Genomic DNA, 18,155 nt, shown 5'->3' on the forward strand with positions numbered 1-18,155 from the left:
TCTCTCCAAACTAGCTATGATTGTCTTCCACCCGCGCCACAAAACGCAGGTCCACACGGCGCAAGTTCTTGCGCGTGTCTCGCTTGGCCACCGCCCGGTCAAACCGTAGGTACACCAACCGTCCTCGGGTCAACGTCAAGTCCGCATCAACCAGAACATCGCTCACCGCAGCTGCCGCTGCCTTCACTTTGGCAAACCCACAGGCATCTCCAATCACCGACACAACAAAGCGATGCTCCGCTCCTTTGCCATCGACGTCAGAGCGATCGACCACTGCTTCCGTACCAAGGGTCACAAACAGCGGCGGCACCTTACCGGTTGGCAACTGATCAAAAATATCACTTCCAACCAATGCGCTCAGTGCGACATCCGCTTGAACTGCACCAAACACGGCCTCTTGTAGAGCGGCTCCCATCCCGTAGCTCACGACACCACCTCTTCGGTTGCATGACAAACCAAGTAGCGCCCGTGACCATCTTTTTCCGTCACCGCATCAATGGCAAAAACCCGTTCCCCTTCACGGAACCGACAGGCCGGCGTCGGCCGCCGCTCGGCACCCACGGGCGCGCCACGCAAGGTAATCCTGTACCTAGCGGCCGAAAGTGTCATGGCCCCGCCGTCAACATTCCGTCCTGACCGAGCAACCACCTCGGCCCAGACCGACCCAAGTGTCTCCCACGTATGTGCAAATCCGCCAGCACCATCCGGTGCCGCCAAAGGCCGCTCCAGCAGCAATCGCCGCGACAATGTCACCGCGCTACTCATGCCACACCACCAACACTCAGGCGCATGGGACGATACCGCTCCAAAAGGCTCACAACGCCAAACGGCATACAGCCTTCACTCAACGTGGTTTCTTGCCGGAACTCGTAGTAATGCGCCGCCAGCAGCAGCACCGCTTGGCGCAAATCCGCAGGCACATTCCCCCAATCCGGGCCATAGCCCGCCTCAAAACGCACCGCCGCGCTGCCGTCGCGCGGAATGGTTGGCAGCCGCCCTGAGACGCTCTTTAGACTTGGGGTATGAGCATTACTGACCAATCGGTAAGCACTCGATGCCACCACAACAGCGCTGCCCTGCGCGTCTTCCAAAGTGATATCCAGTATCTCCGACACTGGTGCCACCGGCAGCCCCTGCTCCGCGCCCGTTCGCCAGTCGTATACCGTCCAGACAAAAGTCTGTTGGAACACCACTTTTCCGGTACGGGCCTCCACCGCACTGATGGCCGCGCGCAGAAAACTCTCCAAAACGCTGTCTTGCAACGTATCGTCGGAAAACCCGCTCCCAAGTCGCAGATGATCCCGAAACTCAGGGACCGGTAACGCCTCCGTTGGCACTGAGGTCTCTTCGACTAACATCATGGAAAAACTCCAAAGTTCTCGTTGGTCATAGTTGGGCGCGCGTCCTCACGTCGCTTCAACGGAGGGGGTAAGCCAGACAACGTGTGTAGTCCGACGCGCGCCCGGATGACGGCGCTTTCGCGCCTCACCCACCCAGGCAATCAGCTCAGCGCAAAGCGCAGCAACTTGATTGCAGCAAAGTCACAGACATCGCCGCCAATGCGTTTGGTGGCATAAAACAACACATGTGGCTTGGCACTGAACGGATCCCGCAGCACACGCAGATCCGGACGTTCCGCCACCGTGTAACCAGCCGCAAAGTCGCCAAAGGCGATGGCATCCGCGCCGCTTGCAATGTCCGGCATGTCCTCGGCGATCAGCACCGGATAGCCAAGCAATCGTGCGGGCTCTCCCGCTGCCAAACCGTCTGACCACAAGAACCGCCCGTCACCATCTTTCAACTTGCGCACGGCCCCCGCTGTTTTGGAATTCATCACAAAACTGCCGTTGGCCCGGTATTGCGCCCCAAGCGCATACACCAGATCCACCATCGTATCGCCGCCGTCAAAGCCCCCGTCCACGCCAGTGGCGACGTAGCCGATGTTTCCCCAGCTCCAGCTGGAGTTTTCCACTGTAGAGTGGGTCAAAATGCCGGTTGGCTTATCGACACCATCTCCGGTTATAAACGCCGCTGCCTCCGCACACGCAAACTTGTCTGCAATGCGTCCGGCCAACCAGTTTTCGATGTCAAACGCGCTGTCATCCAGCAGCCGTTGTGACGCCTTGGGTAGCGCAGACAGCTCATGCAATGGAATGGCGATGCGCTCGATTGTTGGCGTACCCGTTTCCGTGGTTGCCGTGGTCTCATCCGCCCATCCAGCACCCGTTTCCGAACTGTCGATCAGCACATCATAGGAACCCGCATCCACGGTAACCACATTGGCAATGCCCCGAATACTGGCTGTGCTGTTAAGCACCGATTTGATCGTCTCCGCTGTTTGCGGATCAATCAAATACCCGCCATCGCTGTTCACCGAGCTGGACATGGCTTTGCCTTCCAGCTCCAGCCCGCGCAATCCATCATCCTCGCCAGTGCGCAGATAGGCATCAAAAGCTTTCTGATGCGGGGCGTCAAAATCGGTCGCTGCCGCCAAATGCGGGCGCGCCATCTGTGTCGATTTGCGTTCAAGCATGGTCAATCGCTCTTTCTGTTGTTTGAAATCTGCGTGAATGTCACTCTGAAAGGCCTTGAAACTGCTCGCGAACTCCACCACAGCAGATTTCATTTCCTGGACCGGAGACACGCCTTCCCCGATCCGAGACTCGGTCTCGGTTTTACTCATAACTTGCTTCCTGTTTTGTCGTTCTGGCGCTTACTGCGCCGCCATCCCGCGGCTGATGCCCCGCAGATAGGCCGCTGCTTCCCGCAAAGGCAGCAAGGCGTCTTCTTTGGCCGTCAGCCGCGCACTGGGTAGCATCGGAAAAGTGACAAGCGACACTTCCCAAAGCTCCAGTTCAATCAAGAGCCGCTGACCCTTGGTGTTCTTGGTCGCCTTTTTGGTGCGATAGCCAATCGACAGCCCATCAATTGCTCCGGCCGCAATCAAAGCTGCTGCCTCTTGCCCCTTGGCGACATTTTCAAGTAGCCGCCCCTTTACCCAAAGCCCACGTCGGTCTTCGCGCACCTCTTCCCAAAGGCCAATTGGCTGTGTCGGATCATGCTGCCACAACATTTTTACCTGCCGCCGCTCTTTGGACAACTGACCCAAGGACGCGCCGTAAGCCCCCTTCTGCACAATGTCGCCGCCTCGATCTGCCGACCCAAACAGGCTGGCGTAGCCACTGATCACATGACCATCTTCAACGTTTAACCCGTCTCCAAACCGCGTAAATTTGCGCTCCAACCCGCTGTCTTGCATCACATTCTCCTCACTCATGGCGCCACACTCAGCAACGATTGAAACGCCTGCGCCAGGATCACCCCAACCACACCGTACACCGTCAGCCACAGCCGCCGTTCCAACCGCTCAATCAGCTGTTCGATCTTGTCCAATCGCCGGTTCAAGCCCTCGAACTGCAACTTTGCCACCCTCTCATGTGCCTCAAGCCGCAGCCCCGGCGCACAATCAAAATTCTCAAATCCGAAGCGCGGATCACCCATGGGCACCCTCATCCGACACCACCGGCAGCCCCAACAAACGCCGCTTCTCCGCTTCCGTCAAAAACGTTGCCCCTGCCACGCGCGCCCATTGCGCATCTCGTTCCGTTGCCAAAGCCGGCACCTGATCCAAGTCTGGCTTCAACGTGAGCTCTTCGCCGGTATGTTTTGCCAACCACGCGCTCACGGCCGCTGTCACCCGCGCCGCCAACGGCAAAACCGTCAGCCGATAAAACGCCCGATTGGCCTCCTGATAATTTGCATAAGTCGCGTCCCCCGGAATACCGAGCAGCATTGGCGGCACCCCAAAGGCCAGCGCAATCTCGCGGGCTGCCGCGTCCTTGGTTTTGTGAAACTCCATATCGCTTGGTGAAAACCCCATTGGTTTCCAATCCAGCCCGCCTTCCAGCAGCATAGGCCGCCCCGCATTTCGGGCGCCTTGATGGTGGCTTTCCATCTCGCTTACCAATCGGTCATATTGATCCGAAGACAAGCTGCCCTGCCCATCATTACCCTTATAAACAATCGCGCCCGAAGGCCGGGCCGCATTGTCCAGCAAGGCCTTGGACCAACGCGAGGCACTGTTGTGCACATCCATCGCCATCGCCGCCGCCTGCATCGGAGACAGCCCGTAATGATCGTCCTGCGGATGAAACGTCTTGATGTGGCAAATTGGCGAAATTTCACCCACCGCAAACCGATGTTTGCGCGCACTCACAGCATATTCGTAGCCCACTGGCCAGCCATCCGCCCCTGGCACCACGCTCATCCGGTCCGAGCGCAGCACGTGCAGCTCCACAGGTACACCCGCCTCGCCGCCAACCGCTTCGACATAGCCATCTCCAGACAACAAAATCTGACCATACAGCGCCTCAAACAACTCCGCCTGCCCCTGTGCCCCGTTGGGCGCCGCCAACAGCTTGAGCACCGGATGTGTCTCAAACCGCTGCCGCTGATCCTGCAACACCAATGGCAACGCCGCCGCGGCTTCGGCAATCATGCGTACCGCGCGAAACCCCACTGGATTTGCCGCAAACCCCGTGCGGGTCAGCGACACCGTATCGCGCGGACTCCAGGCCACACGACCAGCACTGTGGTAAGCCACAACCTTGCCTGTCGCGCTGGCCTTGGCCTGAGGCGCCGCCTCTGGTGCCTTCTTCTGCAAAAACTTCCCTAGCATGCTCTGCCGCTCCCGGATCTCTGTGCCGCCCCTCTGACGACCCACTCGTCTCGTTCCGTCCGCTTTGGACACACACAGTTCTGACGGTTTTGTCTTAAATTGTAGCTGTCTAACCGCGCGCAGCTGTTGCGTCACAGCTCACGCAACCGGGGCCGTCGCCAGTGCGCAGACGGTTCCACAATCAGCTCGTGCAGCGCCCACACCAGTGCATCCACCCGATCCGGACTACCGGACTCGACAAAGCCCTGCGCCGTCATAAGGCACATCTGATCTTCCAGATCGCCAAGCCCTGCACGATGGGACACCCGCCCCTGCTCATAAAGTGCTGCCACCGGCTCTGCGCGCGCTACCTTGCCGCGACTGGCCCGCACAGCTCTATAAGGCACCAACGGGTCCACCTGATTGATCACGGATTGCACCAGATCCCCGCCCTGATTGACCTCCGCCACCAGCCGATCTGCGCCCCAGCTTTCCATTGCCGTCAACGCCACCCGCGCCCAGGCATCCGGCGTCGCCGCTCGCACAGTTGCATCGTCCACAACATAGGCGCGCCAATCTTGAACCGGCCCTTTGGTCACAGCCCCCACGACAACAATCCCACATTCATCACTGCCTGCGTGGCCGGTTACCGGCGGGTCCACCGCCACGACAATCCGGTCCATCTCCGGCAGCTCATCACACCGCAGCGCGTCCAATTGCGCGCGGGTCCACAACGCGCCCTCCGCATCCTCCATCAAGACACCCTCAAGCTCCTGTCGCCCCAGCCGCGTGCCCGCATAACGTGCTTCAACCTCGGCCAGGAAACTCTCCGCCAGGTTGGCGCGATTGGCCTGCGTCGGCGCGCTGGTTTGCACTGTCTTCTCGCCTTTCAGAAGCCGCTTCAAAACGCCAACGTTGCGCGGTGTTGTTGTCACCACCTGTTGCGGGTTCTCTCCCAGCCGCAGCGCAAACTGCAACATGTCCCAGGTCTCCTGCCCATTGCGCCATTTTGCCAGTTCATCCACCCAGGCAGCGTCAAACTGCGGCCCCCTCAGGCTCTCCGGGTCATGCGCTGAAAACGCCTGTGCCACCGCGCCGTTGGGCCAGACCAGCCGACGACGCCCTGCCTCCCACACTGGCCTTCGATCCGGCGGCGCACAGGCAATCAACCCGCTTTCGCCAAAGATCATCACCTCGCGCACTTGATCGATGGTTTCCCCCACCAGCGCCACCCGTCGAGCACATCCTTGGTCCACCGGCCTGGCACCTTCCACCATGGCACGAACCCATTCAGCCCCAGCTCTTGTTTTCCCCGCGCCGCGCCCGCCCAAAATCACCCAGGTCTTCCAATCGCCTTCTGGCGGCAACTGATGCGGCATGGCCCAGAACTCAAACAAAAAGGGGAGCGCCAAAAGCTCCCCTTCTGTCAGACTGTCCAAAAACTCACTCTGCACCGCGCGCGGTTCGGAGGCGATCCAAGCGGCGCCCGATCGAAGATCGCGCCGCTTCGAGATCAAGCTGGGAATGTCGTTCTGGACCGTCAGTTGCGTCACGTTGGTCAATGTCTCTCTCCACCAATAGTGCCAATCGCATGCACTGCCGCACCTGTGCCAAAACCTGACTTCCCGCCGCAGTGGCCTGAGGACCATCACGATGCAAAGCGACCCTGACCCGCTCCAACTCTCCTGTGACCCGCCGCAACATCAGCTGCAAAGCGTCCAGTTCCTGGTCCAGTGCGCGTCCACCCGAAGGCGTAAAATGTTGTGTCATTGCTGTTCTTTGCCTCTCATGCGCAGTTGCCCCTCCGCACAAGCCACACGTGACGCTGTTCCCACAGCATAGGGTCAGTAGAACCCGTCTTACGTGCGTTCCAGTCAAGATAGCTCTAGCATAAACACCTAAGGAAAATCAATAATATCATAGTTTTCAATATGTTAACCAACAGAACCCAGGTGTTGCATATGGGTGAAACGCAGTGATTCCACGCCGGAACTCTACCGCCAAATTTGCGCCCTTATCGAAACCTAAACTTTTCTGTGGTGAAGTAATTTTGGATGATTTGAAGGGGACTATGATGCGTATTGCTGCCAATACTACGCCGTCTTGGCTGATCAGAGTGTCACTGGCTGTTGCGTGCTTCTTTGGCACGGTTCAAGCTGGCCCTGCCTCTGACAGCGTCAGCTCGACGTTCCAACTGCCTGCCAAAATCCTCGTAGAGGTGCTGCCAAACTAACGGCTTGGGCACAGACCAACCCAAACAAAAACGCGGCGCCCGTAAGCGCCGCGTTTTGTGGTTCTGAAGGGGACACCTTATTGGTTGGCCCGTTCCGCCTCAATCTTTCGCCAAGCCGCCACATTCTGGTTATGCTCAGCCAAGGTTTCGGCAAAAGCATGACCACCGGTGCCATCCGCCACAAAGAAGATATAAGGCGTCGTATCCGGATTAGCCGCTGCCTCCAGGCTCGCCCGTCCCGGGTTGGCAATCGGTGTCGGCGGCAGAGCGTCAATCACATAGGTGTTCCACGGCGTTTCCCGGCGCAACTCACTTTGGCGCAAGCCACGGCCCAAAACACCCACACCTTCGGTCACGCCGTATATCACGGTCGGGTCAGTTTGCAGCCGCATGCCACGGTTCAAACGGTTGGTGAACACGCTGGCCACCTGACGGCGTTCTTCTGCCACCCCGGTTTCTTTCTCAATGATCGACGCAAGGATGAGCAACTCATAAGGCGACAACAAAGGTACGTCCGATGCCCGGCCTTCCCACGCCGACGCCACCAGGACCTCCTGCGCCTCTTGCATCCGGTCAATCACACTTTGACGCGTATCTCCCACACGCACCTCATAGCTGTCCGGTGCAAGACTGCCCTCGTCTGGCTGCTCAATCTCACCATTCAGAAGCTCAATGCTGTTCAGCGTGTCCATCACCTGCCAGCTGGTCACGCCTTCAGCCACTGCAATACGAAAGCGCGTGTCCGCCTCATTGCGCACACGGGTGTAATCCGTAGGTGTTTCGTCTTCCGCCGGGTTAAACGCCGCCACTTCAACAAAGCTACCAGTTGCCGGGTCCAGCTCACGCACCTGCACCGTCTTGCGGGTCACACCAATTCGGTAAACCACCTCTGTGCCACAGGTGCTCGCCCCGCCACGGGTGACAATGTCGACGATCTCTTCCATGGACGCACCCGCTGGCACAAGAAACGCACCGGCTTTGAGTTTGTCTGCCTTATCCGAATAATCCGCGCCCAATCGGAACAACGTCCCATTCGCAATTGCGCCTTTACCTTCAAGATCTTGCGACACGCGGCTCATGTTTGAGCCAGACTGCACCCGCACACAGACCGGCTCGTTCAAGGGGCCCTCTGCGCGATACGTCGATTGCCCAAAAAGGATGACGCCCCCCAGAAGGAAGAGCGCCACAATAAGAAAAGTCAGTGCGTTAGACGCAACAGAGCGCCACATTAATCAACCTTTCCGAAGATCACAGACGCATTGGTGCCACCAAAGCCAAAGCTGTTGGACAGCGCCACATTGATCTCACGCTCAACTTTTTTGTTGGGCGCCAGATCCAAGGCCGTTTCCACCGCTTGATTGTCGAGGTTTATGGTGGGTGGTGCCACCTGATCGCGAATTGCCAGGATCGAGAAGATCGCCTCAATCGCGCCCGCCGCGCCCAACAAGTGCCCGGTCATCGACTTAGTCGAAGACATGGTCACTTTGCTGGCGTGCTCACCCAACATCCGCTCAACTGCGCCCAATTCAATGGTGTCTGCCATTGTCGAGGTGCCGTGTGCGTTGATGTAATCGATGTCTTTTGGCTCAAGCCCCGCCTTTTTCAGCGCAGCCCGCATGGAGCGCTCGCCACCTTCACCGGTCTCAGACGGAGCGGTGATGTGATAGGCATCGCCGGACAGACCGTAGCCCAGCACTTCGGCGTAAATCTTCGCGCCACGCGCCTTGGCGTGTTCGTACTCTTCCAGCACCACAATGCCCGCGCCTTCGCCCATGACAAAACCGTCGCGGTCCGCATCATACGGGCGGCTGGCTTTTGTTGGGTCATCCGCGCAACCGGTCGACAACGCCTTGCAAGCATTGAAGCCCGCAATGCCAATCTCACAAATCGCGGCTTCGCCGCCACCGGCAACCATCACGTCCGCATCATCAGAGGCAATCAAACGGGCCGCATCACCAATCGCGTGCGCACCTGTGGAACACGCGGTCACTACAGAGTGGTTAGGGCCTTTAAAGCCGTACTTGATGCTCACCTGACCAGAAATCAGGTTGATCAATGCACCAGGAATAAAGAACGGCGACACACGACGCGGGCCTTTTTCCGCCATCAGAAGCGTGGTTTGCTCAATCGACTGCAAGCCACCAATGCCGGAGCCAATCATCACACCGGTGCGTTCCAGCGACTCGGTGTCTTCAGGCATCCAACCACTATCTTCGACAGCCATCTGAGAAGCGGCAGCCCCATAGAGAATGAAGTCGTCAACCTTGCGGCGTTCTTTTGGCAGCATCCAGTCGTCTGGATTGAAAGTACCATCGGTGCCGTCACCATACGGCACTTCGCACGCATATTTGGTGGTGACCCGCTCAGGGTTAAATCGAGTGATGGTATCCGCACCGGACTGACCGTCCAGAATACGAGTCCAGCTTTCTTCCACACCGGAAGCCAATGGAGTGACGAGCCCAAGCCCGGTGACAACAACACGACGCATTTTCTATGCCCTTCCTCAGAAGTCTTTTGCGGGTTCATACCGCGCTTCACCCCCAAGGGGCAAGAGCGGCCAACCCACACCTTGGCCTGTTGCGCACATCTGCGCCCAGATTCAGGCCCTTTCCCAGCGGCAGCCTCCCGCCCCCGCCAAAGCAAAACGCCCGCCTCACCAAAGAGACGGACGTTTGAAACGCTTACTCACCTGCAAATTGCAGGATCTCCGGCTTAGGAAGCTTCGGAGATGAACTTGACGGCGTCGCCAAAGGTCTGGATGGTTTCGGCTGCATCGTCCGGGATCTCGATGCCAAACTCTTCTTCAAAAGCCATAACCAGTTCCACGGTGTCGAGGCTGTCTGCGCCCAGATCGTCAATGAAGGAAGCTGCTTCAACAACTTTGTCTTCTTCCACACCCAGGTGCTCTACAACGATCTTTTTTACGCGGTCTGCGACGTCGCTCATGTCAATTCCTCATTCGTATTGGGCATTTTGGCCCGTTTGAATTCCCGCCCGCGCGGGCGGGTTCGATTTGTGCCCCAAAAATGGGACGGTTTTGCTCCGGCTAAACCGGAAGGTCTCCGTCCACCCCTCAAGGCACCCGGAAAATACTCGCCGCCTATAACACATCCGCTTCACAACGCAAACGCTTTCCCCGACGACAATTGCGGCGCCCTATCGGACGCCGCGAAGGCTTACAACATGGCCATGCCGCCGTTCACATGCAAGGTCGACCCAGTCACATAACCAGCTTCCGGGCTGGCCAAATACAGAACAGCCGCTGCAATCTCATCAGAAGAACCCATACGGGCCGCGGGAATCTGTTTGTTGATTGTAGTTTTCTGATCATCGTTCAGCTTGTCGGTCATCGCTGTGGCAATGAATCCCGGCGCAACCGCGTTTGCGGTGATGCCACGGCTGGCCACTTCATAGGCGATGGATTTGGTCATCCCTACCAAGCCAGCCTTGGAGGCAGCATAGTTCACCTGACCAGGGTTGCCGGTGGCCCCAACAATCGAGCTCACGTTGATGATCCGCCCCCAACGCGCCTTCATCATCGGACGCATCACACCCCGGCACAGACGCATGGCGCTGGTCAGGTTGACATCAATCACGCTCTGCCACTCATCGTCGCTCATGCGCATGAACAGTTGATCCCGCGTGATACCTGCGTTGTTCACCAGAATATCGACGCTGCCCATGGCAGCAATGGCTTGCTTTGGCAGCGCATCCACGGCTTCACCGTCACTCAGGTTACACGGCAACACATGCGCGCGCTCACCCAATTCAGCCGCCAATGCCTCAAGCGGCTCTACTCGTGTGCCAGACAGGCCAACAGTTGCGCCCGCAGCATGCAGAGCTTTGGCAATCGCGCCACCAATGCCACCTGAGGCACCGGTGACCAGTGCGGTTTTTCCAGTCAGATCAAACATATTTGTCTCTCTCAGTTTTTCACAACAGGCTGTGTCAAAAGCCCGTATTTTTCAATTTCTGCAGCGGTCATCACATGGGTTTCTTGAACTGGCGCCGCCTCAAGCGTGAACCAATAAAACGCATCACTGCCCAGCATCCGCTTGGTGTAACTCACATAAGCAGCATGTTCCGGATCCGTTTTTGGCAGATCACGCCCCTGCAGGTTGCCCGCGGCCCAGCTATGAACGCCGATGATCGCGCCGTCTTCCATGCTGCGCTGTACTCCGGCCAAAAACAGATCTGACCCACCAGAGTGAACCTCACTCTCTGCCGTCAGATGTGTATCCAAGCCCAAGTCCCGCACTCGATGACCCAATTGCAGATTGACCTCATCATCAACCGAACCTGGAATTTCCAGCAATACCAAACGTGTCACGTTGGGGTTTTCAGAAATCGCCTGCTCAAACGCCACCAAACTGCGGCTGTTCAACGTGCCATTCACCAACAGATCGCCGCCATCCGCTTCAAACGCGATGGTGTCCGTTGCGTTGAGGTAAGCCACCTCCAATTGCACACAGCCCGCAAGCGCCGCCAGCCCAAGAACCGCAGCACCGCAAACTGCAACAAAGCGTCGGTTCAAGACAGACTCTCCGCCGCCGCTTTGACGTCTTCTGGGGTGCCCACGGCCCGCACGGCGTTGCCGCGATCGATTTTTCGGATCATGCCGGACAGGGCTTTGCCTGCACCAATTTCCCAGAACTCGGTGATGTCGTGCGTGCCCATGTGCAGCACCGATTCGCGCCAACGCACAGACCCGGTCACCTGCGCGACCAACAATTTGCGAAGTTCGCTTGGATCATTCAGCCCCTCGGCGATGACATTGGCCACAACAGGAACCGCTGGCTTGGCAATATCCACGCCAGCCAACGCAGTTTCCATGACGTCGGCAGCGGGCTGCATCAAGGCACAGTGGAAAGGCGCACTTACCGGCAGCATCACCGCGCGACGCGCGCCTTTGGCTTTGGCAATCTCTGCCGCGCGTTCCACAGCTGCTTTGTGACCCGAGACCACAACTTGCGTGGGATCGTTGTCATTGGCGGCCTGACAGACTTCGCCCTGTGCTGCCTCATCAGCAACCTCTTGCACGGCCGCAAAATCCAAGCCCAGAATGGCCGCCATCGCGCCCACGCCAACAGGCACGGCTGCTTGCATCGCTTCCCCACGGGTGCGCAGCAAACGCGCCGCATCCGCAATGCTCAACGCCCCAGCCGCCGCCAGAGCTGAGTATTCGCCTAGTGAATGCCCAGCCACACAAGCTGCCGCCTCAATGGTCACGCCTTCCGCTTCCAGAGCCTTCATCGCCGCCAGAGAAGTCGTCATCAACGCAGGCTGCGCGTTGCGAGTCAGGGTCAGCTCATCTTGGTCACCTTCCCAAATCAACGTGCTGAGCTTTTCCCCCAGAGCGGCGTCAACTTCGTCAAACACTGCTTTGACCTCTGGATAAGCGTCAGCCAATGCCTTGCCCATACCAATGGTCTGAGCACCCTGCCCCGGAAATACAAATGCACGCCTCATGATCGGCTCCCCTATCTTTTCTTTTGCCCCAAATAACGCGCGCAGCCCCCACACGCAACGTCAATAGACTGACCCGCCCCGCTCCGGCCCCTTGCATGAACGCGCAAAAATCCGCCGAAACCGCGGCGCTCTGCGCATCAATGCACAATTCAGGTGCACCACCGCCAGTTGCTTTGCACGGCGACACACCCCAATCTCAGCCCAACATTTTCAAGAGGTTTCCCATGTCCCGCAGCAACACTGCTCTCCGCTACGGCTCCGTCGCCAAAACCTTCCACTGGCTCACCGCTCTGCTAATCCTCTCTGCGTTGATCCTCGGCTTTGTCGCCTATCGCGCGCCTTATGAGGACAGCGCGCAGTTGGCCTTCAAGGCCACCCTCTTCTCGTTGCACAAAACCGTGGGTCTCACCGCGTTTTTCACTGCACTCCTGCGCATTCTCTGGGCGTTCACCCAGCCACGCCCCAAACTGCTCAACGGCGATCACGGCCTAGAGGCATTGGCCGCAGAAACCGCCCATTGGGTGCTCTACGGCTCTATGGTGCTTGTGCCTCTCACCGGCTGGATGCACCACGCCGCCACCACCGGCTTTGCCCCTATTTGGTGGCCCTTTGGTCAGTCCCTGTTCTTTGTGCCCAAAGACCCGACCATCGCAGCCATTCTTGGCGGCGCGCATTTCCTCTTTATGATTGTGCTGGTGCTGACCCTGCTTGCTCACATTGTTGGCGCGCTGAAACACTTTGTCATCGACCGCGACAAGACGCTACAACGCATGCTGCCCGGCCACACCGACTTGCCACAACCGCCAGCCAAGCAACCCGGCCATCTGCGCCCTGCCCTCACCGCTCTGGCAGTCTGGGCCGTAGCTCTTGTGATCGGCGCCAACGCAGGCCTCTTCACGTCTGAAGACCGCACCGATACTGCCGCGCTGGCCGAAGTCTCCTCTGAATGGCAGGTGCAATCCGGCACATTGGAAATTGCCGTGCAGCAATTTGGCGCTGAAGTGACAGGCACATTTGCCGACTGGACCGCAGAAATTGCTTTCAATGAAGAACCAACCGACGGCACACACGGCTCCGTCACGGTGACCATCGCCATCGGTTCTCTGACGCTCGGCTCTGTCACCGACCAAGCCTTAGGTGCTGACTACCTCAACGCCACCGCCTTCCCCACAGCCACCTACACTGCTGACCTGCTGCCAGCCGAGACCGGCTACATCGCCAAAGGCACACTCACCATAAACGGCCACGCTGTACCGCTGGACCTGCCCTTTGAGCTCGCACTGGATGGCGACACCGCTGACATGACCGGCGCAGTCTCTCTCGATCGTCGCGCCTTCCATGTGGGTGACGACATGACAGATGAAAGCTCGCTGGGCTTTGGCGTGGATGTGACTGTGGCTTTGAAAGCAACGCGCAACAATTAACCACCACCTCCAGAACAAGACAAAGGTCGCTCCTCTGGGCGACCTTTTCGCATTCAACAATAGATTTACTTGCAGACGGGACCGTGATGATCTCGAAATCAGAGCTGATGGCTCCGTATTAGTTGAGGATTTTTACCCATGCGAAAAGTAACATTTACATTTGTTGGTCATGGTTCTGATGAAGCTGCTCAAGCTTTCTACATCTACTTCGTTGACGGCGGATTAGAAGATCAGGTGATTGATGTTCTAACGGAAAATACACCTGCCAATATTGAGGTTGAAGGCGTGATGGACATCAACAACGACACGCTCGACATCGCAATTCAAAGCAAGACAACCCCTTAGCCTGCACGCCAAAGCTAACAAAAAAGGGCCGCCCAACCGGGCGACCCTTTCTGTGAGTGATGGGCAATCAGGCTTACTCAGCCTTCATCGCCTCAACTGAAATCTGCACAGTCACTTCGTCGCTTACAAATGGCGCGAAGTTGCCAACATCAAACTCGGTGCGTTTCAGCGTGGTTGTCGCGTTGAAACCCGCCCAAGGCTTCTTCGCCATTGGGTGCTCACTTGCGGTGTTCAGCTGCGCATCCAGCACAACCGATTTTGTCACGCCGTTGATGGTCAAATCACCAGTGATGTTGGCGGTGGTCTCGCCTGTTACTTCGATGCCCGTGGAGGTGAAGCTCACCATCTCATCGTCACTGGCGTCAAAGAAATCCGGGCTCATCAGGTGCGCGTCGCGCTTTTCCCAACCTGTCCACATGGATTGTACAGGCATGGACACGGCAACCGAGCTATTGGCCGGGTCTTCCTGATCAAACATGATCTCGCCTTCAAAGCCGGAGAACAGCCCCCAAGTCGTGGAGTATCCCAGGTGGTTGTACGAGAACAGGATCTGGCTGTGGCCGGAGTCCAGCATGTATTTTTCCGGCGCCGCAAAAGCTGGGGTGGCGGAAGCGGCGGCAAATGCCAAACCAGCGGCAAGAAGGGTGCGTTTCATTGGGTGTCTCCTGAAGACATGTTTAATTTCTGATAGAACCAATGTGCCCATTCAACGCTGTGCGGCAATTCGCAGTAAACCCACATATTCTGTGCACGCATGAACAATCGCGTGATCTCACAGCAAAATGGCCGCACACTCGGCGGCCTTCAGACTTGGTTGCGCAAGTTTTTGCTCAGCCCGGCAAAATCGACTGACTGCGCAGTTGTGCAATGGCATCCAAACGCGCGTGATTGCCATCGATTGGCAAGGTCACCATGGCTTCGCCGTTGCCATCCATCACCATCAGAGAGGAATCGCTGACATCCACGCGGCCAATGTCTTCGTAGCTGATCGCCTGCAGCACATGTTTGCGCCCACGTGGCAAACCTTCGTAGACCAGCAGTTGCTCATTGCGTTCGTCAAAATGCAGCTCTTTGCGCGGCTTGTCGGTGGCAACTTGGGTCATGCCCACGCCGCCGGTCACCAAAAGAATTGACACACCCATCTTGGCCAAAAGGATCGCTGGCGTCAGGTCCGGGCCTGGCATCAACCAAAGCCCCACGCCGGCCGTGATAAACGCACAGCCAAACACCATCGACGACGCGCGCACAGACAGCGACGGGCGCTTGCCCTCAACCCGTGTCACACAAGACCGTGTCTCGTTTGCAAAATTGGTCAGCGCCACCATAATCCCACTCTCCTAATTGCCCCTTTTGGGCCTTTATCCCAACGGCTTCTCCACCGGTTGCTCAGACCTTCGGTGTGAAATCGGGCAGGATTGCGGCGGATTAACGAAATCCTCGTGCTCATTGCCCTTGTTGTGTTGCCAATTTTGCAGCATCACTGACCCACGCAAAAACCTTGGTTAACCTTACACACAAGGCTTGCGCTCCCCCCAATTTCGGCTATACAGCGCCATCCTTTTGCAAAAGCTTGAACCGCGCAGTCTCTCGTGGGTGGGGGCAGAAGGACTGAGAAACCCCGCTCTTTGAAATGCGCCTATAATTGAATGGAGAGCACATGCCACTGTATGAGCATGTTTTCATCTCGCGCCAGGATCTGTCCAACGCGCAAGCCGAAAGCCTCGTGGAACACTTCAGCACTGTTGTGGCTGACAACGGCGGGTCCGTTGTTGAGTCCGAGTACTGGGGCGTGAAGACCATGGCCTACAAAATCAACAAGAACCGCAAAGGCCACTATGCCTTCCTGAAGACCGACGCGCCATCCGCCGCGGTTCAGGAAATGGAACGCCTGATGCGCTTGCATGATGACGTAATGCGCGTTCTGACCATCAAAGTTGACGAACACCCTGAAGGTCCGTCGATCCAGATGCAGAAACGTGACGAGCGTGACAACCGTCGCGAACGCCGCAACTAATCACTTAGGAAAGGACAATAAGTTATGGCTGCAAAACCATTTTTCCGCCGTCGCAAAGTCTGCCCTTTCTCGGGTGAGAACGCGCCGAAGATCGATTATAAAGACACCAAGCTGCTGCAACGCTACATCTCTGAGCGTGGCAAGATTGTGCCTTCGCGCATCACAGCCGTGTCCGCCAAGAAACAGCGTGAGCTGAGCCGTGCAATCAAACGCGCGCGCTTCCTCGCTCTGCTTCCATACGCCGTGAAGTAAGGAGACACTGACATGCAAGTTATCCTTCTGGAACGTGTGGCCAAGCTCGGCCAAATGGGTGAAGTTGTTGACGTGAAGCCGGGCTTTGCTCGTAACTTCCTTCTTCCCCAGGGCAAAGCGCTGACCGCCTCCAAAGCGAACATCGCCTCCTTCGAAGCGCAAAAAGCGCAGCTCGAAGCGAACAACCTGGAAACCAAAAAAGAAGCCGAAGCAATGGCAGAGAAACTCGATGGACAGCAGTTCATCGTGATTCGCTCCGCGTCTGACGCTGGTGCCCTGTACGGCTCCGTCACCCCACGTGACGCCGCTGATGCAGCCACGGCTGCTGGTTTCACCGTTGACAAGAAACAGGTTGTTCTTGCCAAGCCGATCAAAGACCTGGGCCTGCACACAGTACACGTACTGCTGCACCCTGAGGTCGACGTGACCATCGACATGAATGTGGCGCGCTCTGAGGAAGAAGCTGAGCTTCAGGCCTCTGGCAAATCCATTCAGGAACTGGCCGCGGAAGCAGAAGCTGAAGCAGAATTCGAAATCGCCGAACTGTTCGACGATATCGGTGCTGCAGCGTCTGACGATGACGATGATTTCGCTCCGGCTGCGGCCGAAGCTGAAGAAGCGCCTGCCGAAGAGCAGTAAGCACTTCACCGCGAAGAATTCGCAGAGCCGCGTCCGGGTGCACCTGGGCGCGGCTTTTTCTATGCAGGTCCGCAAGATACCGCGCATCCCTTACTGAGACCTTCCCTTCACAGTCACAAAAGCCATACTGGCGCCAACCCTTTCACTGGAGGCCTCATGTCCCGTTTGTTCACCCGCCGCACTGCCCTCTTTATGCTGGCCAGCCTCCCGCTTGCCACTTGTGGCCGATCTGAGCCGGACGCCAAATCCTATAATCCCCCGCTTTACCCAAACGAAACGCCGGAGCTACGCGCGCTGATCAACAAATGGGCTGATCACTACGAAGTTCCCCGCGATCTGGTGCAACGTGTGATCATCCGCGAAAGCACTCACCGTCCCTGGGCCACCAACGGCCCCAACATTGGCTTGATGCAGATCCAACTGCCCACCGCGCGCGGCATGGGCTACACCGGCGGCCGCCAAGGGCTTTTGGATGCGGAAACCAACCTCACCTACGCCGTAAAATACCTGCGCGGTGCCTACATGGTTGCCAAAGGCAACTACGACCGTTCCGTCTTCCTCTACGCCAAAGGTTACTACCCCGAAGCCAAAGCCGCTGGATTGCTGAAAGAAACCGGTTTGCGTCCGTAGCAAGCTTGGCATCTTTGAAAACTCGCCTTAGGCTCCTTCTCTATTGAATGACTAACTTTGAGGAGAGCTGCCGTGGCCACCGCTGCCAGCACTGAATTGCACCCCATGGCGCCGCATTTCATCCCGGGATGGATGCCCGATCCAGCCACGGGCGACCCGTTTATGACCGCAATGGCATTTTTTGTCGTGGCGTTGTTTGTCAGTCTCGGCATTCTCTATTTGCGTTTACATGCCTTACCAGAGCAAATGGCGCATGGGGTCGGCGCGGCGCAAATGCAAATCGTCAGTGTACTGGCCCTTTTGGCGCTCTTCACCCACAACAATCTGTTCTGGATCCTCGCCCTACTTTTGGCTGGCATCAACCTACCAGATTTACTTGAACCTTTGCGACGCATTGCAAGCGCGTTGGAAAACATAAGCGGCCAAAAAGGCGCTCAACCGCCGCAGGACGTCGCCACCCCGATGCCAACCACTGAGAAGGAGGTCTGATCC

General features: G+C 57.5%; 25 protein-coding genes. 8 read left to right on the forward strand and 17 right to left on the reverse strand.

What is annotated here, in order from left to right:
* Window positions 1-10 precede the first annotated feature (10 nt).
* The 9 genes from QOL67_RS05760 to QOL67_RS05800 form a co-directional block, all read right to left on the reverse strand.
* On the reverse strand, window positions 11-427 hold the full coding sequence (locus QOL67_RS05760; protein ID WP_283425018.1) for a DUF3168 domain-containing protein: 417 nt from the start codon (window positions 425-427) through the stop codon (window positions 11-13).
* On the reverse strand, window positions 424-765 hold the full coding sequence (locus tag QOL67_RS05765) for a head-tail adaptor protein (protein ID WP_283425019.1): 342 nt from the start codon (window positions 763-765) through the stop codon (window positions 424-426). Before QOL67_RS05765 ends, QOL67_RS05760 begins: the two co-directional genes overlap by 4 nt.
* On the reverse strand, window positions 762-1,361 hold the full coding sequence (locus tag QOL67_RS05770; protein ID WP_283425020.1) for a head-tail connector protein: 600 nt from the start codon (window positions 1,359-1,361) through the stop codon (window positions 762-764). The genes QOL67_RS05765 and QOL67_RS05770 overlap by 4 nt, the downstream gene beginning before the upstream one ends.
* A 140-nt stretch (window positions 1,362-1,501) precedes the next feature.
* The gene (locus QOL67_RS05775) at window positions 1,502-2,683 is read right to left on the reverse strand and encodes a phage major capsid protein (protein ID WP_283425021.1); all 1,182 of its coding nucleotides are present in this window, start codon (window positions 2,681-2,683) and stop codon (window positions 1,502-1,504) included.
* 30 nt (window positions 2,684-2,713) lie between these two features.
* Window positions 2,714-3,277, reverse strand: coding sequence for an HK97 family phage prohead protease (locus tag QOL67_RS05780; RefSeq protein WP_283425022.1), 564 nt, complete (start codon window positions 3,275-3,277; stop codon window positions 2,714-2,716).
* Window positions 3,274-3,501, reverse strand: a complete 228-nt coding sequence (locus tag QOL67_RS05785; RefSeq protein WP_283425023.1) for a GTA head formation protein, RCAP_rcc01685 family — start codon at window positions 3,499-3,501, stop codon at window positions 3,274-3,276. Before QOL67_RS05785 ends, QOL67_RS05780 begins: the two co-directional genes overlap by 4 nt.
* Entirely contained in the window at window positions 3,494-4,678 is a 1,185-nt protein-coding gene (locus QOL67_RS05790; protein WP_283425024.1) for a phage portal protein, read from the reverse strand. The genes QOL67_RS05785 and QOL67_RS05790 overlap by 8 nt, the downstream gene beginning before the upstream one ends.
* 131 nt (window positions 4,679-4,809) lie before the next feature.
* Window positions 4,810-6,096: a DNA-packaging protein gene (locus QOL67_RS05795; RefSeq protein WP_488153899.1), complete on the reverse strand. Its 1,287-nt coding sequence runs from the start codon at window positions 6,094-6,096 to the stop codon at window positions 4,810-4,812.
* Window positions 6,097-6,100: 4 nt separating this feature from the next.
* Window positions 6,101-6,427, reverse strand: a complete 327-nt coding sequence (locus QOL67_RS05800) for a hypothetical protein (protein WP_283425025.1) — start codon at window positions 6,425-6,427, stop codon at window positions 6,101-6,103.
* A gap of 301 nt (window positions 6,428-6,728) precedes the next feature.
* Here QOL67_RS05800 and QOL67_RS05805 point away from each other — a divergent pair, with 301 nt between their 5' ends.
* Window positions 6,729-6,890 carry a hypothetical protein gene (locus QOL67_RS05805; RefSeq protein WP_283425026.1) on the forward strand — a complete coding sequence of 54 codons (162 nt, stop codon included), beginning with the start codon at window positions 6,729-6,731 and terminating at the stop codon, window positions 6,888-6,890.
* A gap of 77 nt (window positions 6,891-6,967) precedes the next feature.
* On the opposite strand, the gene mltG is transcribed toward QOL67_RS05805, so the two are convergent.
* The 6 genes from mltG to fabD form a co-directional block, all read right to left on the reverse strand.
* On the reverse strand, window positions 6,968-8,119 hold the full coding sequence (gene mltG, locus QOL67_RS05810) for an endolytic transglycosylase MltG (protein ID WP_283425027.1): 1,152 nt from the start codon (window positions 8,117-8,119) through the stop codon (window positions 6,968-6,970).
* Entirely contained in the window at window positions 8,119-9,378 is a 1,260-nt protein-coding gene (gene fabF, locus QOL67_RS05815) for a beta-ketoacyl-ACP synthase II (protein WP_283425028.1), read from the reverse strand. Before fabF ends, mltG begins: the two co-directional genes overlap by 1 nt.
* 224 nt (window positions 9,379-9,602) lie before the next feature.
* Window positions 9,603-9,836 (reverse strand): acyl carrier protein, encoded by a 234-nt coding sequence (locus tag QOL67_RS05820; RefSeq protein WP_058240599.1) that lies wholly within the window; start codon window positions 9,834-9,836, stop codon window positions 9,603-9,605.
* Between the two features lie 230 nt (window positions 9,837-10,066).
* Window positions 10,067-10,804 (reverse strand): 3-oxoacyl-[acyl-carrier-protein] reductase, encoded by a 738-nt coding sequence (gene fabG, locus QOL67_RS05825; protein ID WP_283425029.1) that lies wholly within the window; start codon window positions 10,802-10,804, stop codon window positions 10,067-10,069.
* An 11-nt stretch (window positions 10,805-10,815) separates the two neighbouring features.
* Window positions 10,816-11,424 (reverse strand): alpha/beta hydrolase, encoded by a 609-nt coding sequence (locus QOL67_RS05830; RefSeq protein ID WP_283425030.1) that lies wholly within the window; start codon window positions 11,422-11,424, stop codon window positions 10,816-10,818.
* The gene (fabD, locus tag QOL67_RS05835; protein WP_283425031.1) at window positions 11,421-12,359 is read right to left on the reverse strand and encodes an ACP S-malonyltransferase; all 939 of its coding nucleotides are present in this window, start codon (window positions 12,357-12,359) and stop codon (window positions 11,421-11,423) included. The genes QOL67_RS05830 and fabD overlap by 4 nt, the downstream gene beginning before the upstream one ends.
* Window positions 12,360-12,583: 224 nt before the next feature.
* On the opposite strand from fabD, the gene QOL67_RS05840 reads away from it, so the two are divergent.
* Window positions 12,584-13,783, forward strand: a complete 1,200-nt coding sequence (locus tag QOL67_RS05840; RefSeq protein ID WP_283425032.1) for a cytochrome b/b6 domain-containing protein — start codon at window positions 12,584-12,586, stop codon at window positions 13,781-13,783.
* Between the two features lie 138 nt (window positions 13,784-13,921).
* Window positions 13,922-14,128: a hypothetical protein gene (locus QOL67_RS05845; protein WP_283425033.1), complete on the forward strand. Its 207-nt coding sequence runs from the start codon at window positions 13,922-13,924 to the stop codon at window positions 14,126-14,128.
* A gap of 73 nt (window positions 14,129-14,201) precedes the next feature.
* Here the strand turns inward: QOL67_RS05845 and QOL67_RS05850 are convergent, their stop codons facing one another.
* Complete coding sequence (locus QOL67_RS05850; protein WP_283425034.1) at window positions 14,202-14,783, reverse strand: YceI family protein; 582 nt, start codon at window positions 14,781-14,783, stop codon at window positions 14,202-14,204.
* A gap of 175 nt (window positions 14,784-14,958) precedes the next feature.
* Window positions 14,959-15,453 carry a hypothetical protein gene (locus QOL67_RS05855; protein WP_283425035.1) on the reverse strand — a complete coding sequence of 165 codons (495 nt, stop codon included), beginning with the start codon at window positions 15,451-15,453 and terminating at the stop codon, window positions 14,959-14,961.
* 332 nt (window positions 15,454-15,785) lie between these two features.
* Here QOL67_RS05855 and rpsF point away from each other — a divergent pair, with 332 nt between their 5' ends.
* The 5 genes from rpsF (at window position 15,786) to QOL67_RS05880 (ending at window position 18,152) form a co-directional block, all read left to right on the forward strand.
* Window positions 15,786-16,142, forward strand: coding sequence for a 30S ribosomal protein S6 (gene rpsF / locus QOL67_RS05860; protein WP_283425036.1), 357 nt, complete (start codon window positions 15,786-15,788; stop codon window positions 16,140-16,142).
* A 24-nt stretch (window positions 16,143-16,166) separates the two neighbouring features.
* Entirely contained in the window at window positions 16,167-16,394 is a 228-nt protein-coding gene (gene rpsR, locus QOL67_RS05865; RefSeq protein WP_081531369.1) for a 30S ribosomal protein S18, read from the forward strand.
* Between the two features lie 12 nt (window positions 16,395-16,406).
* Window positions 16,407-17,033 carry a 50S ribosomal protein L9 gene (gene rplI, locus QOL67_RS05870; protein ID WP_283425037.1) on the forward strand — a complete coding sequence of 209 codons (627 nt, stop codon included), beginning with the start codon at window positions 16,407-16,409 and terminating at the stop codon, window positions 17,031-17,033.
* A gap of 156 nt (window positions 17,034-17,189) precedes the next feature.
* Complete coding sequence (locus tag QOL67_RS05875; protein WP_283425038.1) at window positions 17,190-17,663, forward strand: lytic transglycosylase domain-containing protein; 474 nt, start codon at window positions 17,190-17,192, stop codon at window positions 17,661-17,663.
* 72 nt (window positions 17,664-17,735) lie between these two features.
* Window positions 17,736-18,152, forward strand: coding sequence for a hypothetical protein (locus QOL67_RS05880; RefSeq protein ID WP_283425039.1), 417 nt, complete (start codon window positions 17,736-17,738; stop codon window positions 18,150-18,152).
* The last annotated feature ends 3 nt before the right edge of the window (window positions 18,153-18,155 follow it).

Source organism: Shimia sagamensis, assembly GCF_900182745.1.
Lineage (GTDB): Bacteria > Pseudomonadota > Alphaproteobacteria > Rhodobacterales > Rhodobacteraceae > Shimia > Shimia sagamensis.